At 37.2% G+C, this 3521-nt stretch carries 1 protein-coding gene; it reads left to right on the top strand.

The features are described 5' to 3' along the window. Positions 1-170: 170 nt before the first annotated feature. Complete coding sequence (locus tag ACY65O_RS00545) at positions 171-3359, top strand: SusC/RagA family TonB-linked outer membrane protein (protein ID WP_462218894.1); 3189 nt, start codon at positions 171-173, stop codon at positions 3357-3359. Positions 3360-3521 lie beyond the last annotated feature (162 nt).

The following is a 3521-nucleotide window of genomic DNA, read 5'->3' as shown; positions in this document are numbered from 1 at the left end:
CCCTTATATTTCCTCTCAGCAAATTGCATTGGATACAAACAATGATTTCGATTTTTTTAAAAGAAAAATAAGCTTCAGAAAAATGCAGGAAATGCATCTATTTCTTATCATTATAAAGAAGTTTTAAATAGTTATCTGTTTATTCTTTTTTAACTTTAAAACGACTGCTTATGCCTAAATCTTCTGCTTTGCGGCTATCTGTACTGCTAGCCACGCTTTTCGTTTCTTCTTTTATTTACGCACAAAAAAATGTTACCGGGTTTGTAAAGGAAAAAAATGGCCCTGTTGTGGGGGCTACTGTTTCTGTAAAAGGAACTAATTCAATTACCATATCCGGTAACGATGGTAGTTTTTCAATTCAACTGCCCAAAGGCCGTTCAACACTTTTAGTTTCTTCTGTAGGTTTTGCCACCCAGGAAATTAAAGTGCAGGATAACCAGGCAAGTATTACTGTTGAATTAACTGTAAGTAATACCGGCCTCGATGAAGTGGTTGTAATTGGTTATAACTCTCAAAAGAAAAGAGACCTTACAGGAGCAGTTTCTATTGTTAAAACTGCAGATCTTACAAAAGTTGCTTCTCCATCTTTTGCACAGCAATTGGAGGGCAGGGCTACAGGTGTACAAGTTACCACTTCCGGTGCGGCAGGTGATGGTGCCTCTGTAAGGATCAGAGGTATATCATCATTCAGTGGTGGAGATCCTTTAGTTGTAATTGACGGGGTTCAAACAAGCGGTGCATTTTTTAATGATATCAATTCTAATGACATTGAGTCTATTCAAGTTTTAAAGGATGCTGCAACTACTGCTGCTTATGGAATTGGTGCAACAAATGGTGTTATAATCATCACCACAAAAAAAGGTAAAAGCGGACAGCCTAAAGTTGAATACAGCGGGTATTACGGAAACCAAAAAGCTGTTAAAGGTTACGACAAATTTATGATACAAACATCGCAGGAATATGCGGACCTGGTGTATCAGTCATATAATAACGCTGGCCTGTGGCCGCTTAGCGATCCTAATGATAAAGTTAGAAGAACTTATGGTAACGGCCCTAAACCGGTATTACCTGTTTACCTTACTCCATTGGGAGGCACACCAACAACCCCTTACAGTTACCCTGGTAACCTTATTACAAAAGCTAACCAGCAGGGAACCAACTGGTGGGATGTGGTAATGCGTACTGCCCCAATGATGGAGCATAATGTAAGTGCTGCAGGCGGAACCGATAAAGGAAAATATTTCTTCAGTATGAATTATTTTAGCCAGGATGGTACTATGCGCTTTACAGATTTTAAACGTTATACCGTAAGGGGTAATACTGAATTTAAAATAAAAGGTTTTACGTTTGGAGAAAATATGCAGGTTGGTTTTTCTAACAGTGTAGGCCAGCCAGGCGGAAACCAGAGCGAACAAAACATATTAGTTTCGGGTATTTTAAAACAGCAGCCCATTATTCCTGTATATGATGAAGGGGGCAATTTTGCCGGTTCAAAAAACTTTGGTAACGGAAGAAACGGTTTGGCAGAATTATCGAGAAATAAGAATAACAGGGGAGAATTTTTTAAGTTGATTGGCAATGTTTATGGAGAGCTGAAATTTCTAAATCATTTTACAGCCAGGGTTAATTTTGGTATAAATTATGGTGTTAACTTTTTTCAGGGTTTTACCTTTGTTGATCCCGAGGCAGATGAACCAAGGGCTGCTAACGGTTTTGGCGAAAGAACAGAACGCTATAATGGATGGGTACTTAACCAGCAATTAGATTATAATAATCAAATTGGCAATCATACATTTAAATTTACTGCACTACACGAAGCAAAACTTAATTTATTCAGGGGTATTAGCGGGGGCCTGAGCAATTACTTTTTAGAAAGCAGGGCTTTATGGTACTTAAACTCCGGACTTGCAGACCCTGCAACACGAGGTGTAAGCAGCTACGGTAGTAAAGGGCCTGCAAAAGAAAGTTACATGGGGCGTTTAGAATACGGTTATAAAAGCAAATATCTTTTAAATGCTACATTAAGACACGATGAAAGTTCAAATTTTCCAATAGCAAAAGGTAATTCCTTCTATGGAGTTGGTTTTGCATGGAATGTTTCGCAGGAAAATTTTATGCAGGATGTTAAGTTCGTTAATAACCTTAAGTTAAGAATAGCTTATGGTGAAACTGGAAATGATAATATTGATGGAAGCCTTGGCTACTCATCATTTGGTGGTGGTGCAGGTACTACATTTTATGATATAAACGGTACTAATACATCAACTGTTACAGGTTATACTGCTACCTCATTAGGTTTTCCGGGTTTAAAATGGGAAACTCAAACACAAAAAAATATTGGAGTAGATGCGCTTTTATTGCGTAACCGCCTTGATGTTTCTATTGATGTTTACAATAGAGGTAATAGAGATTTTCTTTTTAGAAGAAGCTTTCCCGGAACTTTTCCATACATCACATCTACACCTTTTGTAAATATTGGAAATACTATCAATAAAGGAGTTGAATTTGCTGCTACATGGAGAGATAAAATCAATAAAGATCTTGACTATAGTGTAGGACTTAATTTAACCAGTAATAAAAATAAAATTGGTGCTTTGGCACCAGAATTTGGTCTCACTTCATTTTTTCCAGCCGGTGTAGATACCAGGATAGGACCATTGATCCGTCATGAGCAGGGTAAACCAATGAGTACTTTTTATGGTTATACAGTTGATGGTATTTTCCAAAATGCTGCAGAAGTTGCCGCTTCCACACAGTCAGGTGCAAAAATTGGCCGTTTTAGATGGAAAGATATAAATGGCGATAAGAAAATTGATGATAACGATAAAGGTGCTCTTGGAGATCCTAATCCTAAATTAGTTTTTGGTATTAATTTAGCCGCAAATTATAAAGGATTCGATTTTTCTATGTTTTTAACAGGTACACAGGGCAACGATATATTTAATTACACCAGGTATTTTACAGATTTTTTTGGCTTTAATGGTAACCGCTCTGAGCGTATGCTGTACGAATCATGGACACCAACACGTACCGATGCTAAATTACCCATACTTGATATTACAGATAATGAGAGCTACAAGCCCAGCAGTTATTATGTAGAAGATGGTTCTTATTTACGTTGCAAGGTTTTACAAATAGGGTATAAAGTTCCGGCAGATCTGTTGAGAAGAATAAAAGTAGATAACATGAGATTTTATGTGCAGGGCCAAAATTTATTTACTATCACAAAGTACGGTGGCCTCGATCCGGCTATTGGTACACGTAGCGCTGGTAATTCTCCTGATGCGTATGCCGGAATAGACGGTGGAAATTATCCAAGCTCAAAAATATTGACTGTAGGAGTAAGCCTTGCATTTTAATAAATAATAATTAAGAAAGTAAAATAAAAATTATGAAAAATAAATGGATAAAAATATTGGCAACCCTTTTACTGGGGGTAACCATTTTTGCCTGTAAAAAATCTTTTTTAGAAACAGAACCTCAGGGTGTGTTTAGTGAAGTTTCTTTGGCAAATGCAAAAG

The organism is Ferruginibacter sp. (assembly GCF_031430955.1).
Lineage (GTDB): Bacteria > Bacteroidota > Bacteroidia > Chitinophagales > Chitinophagaceae > Ferruginibacter.
Note: the sequence above shows the minus strand (reverse complement) of the source record. Positions and strands in the feature narration are given on the sequence as shown.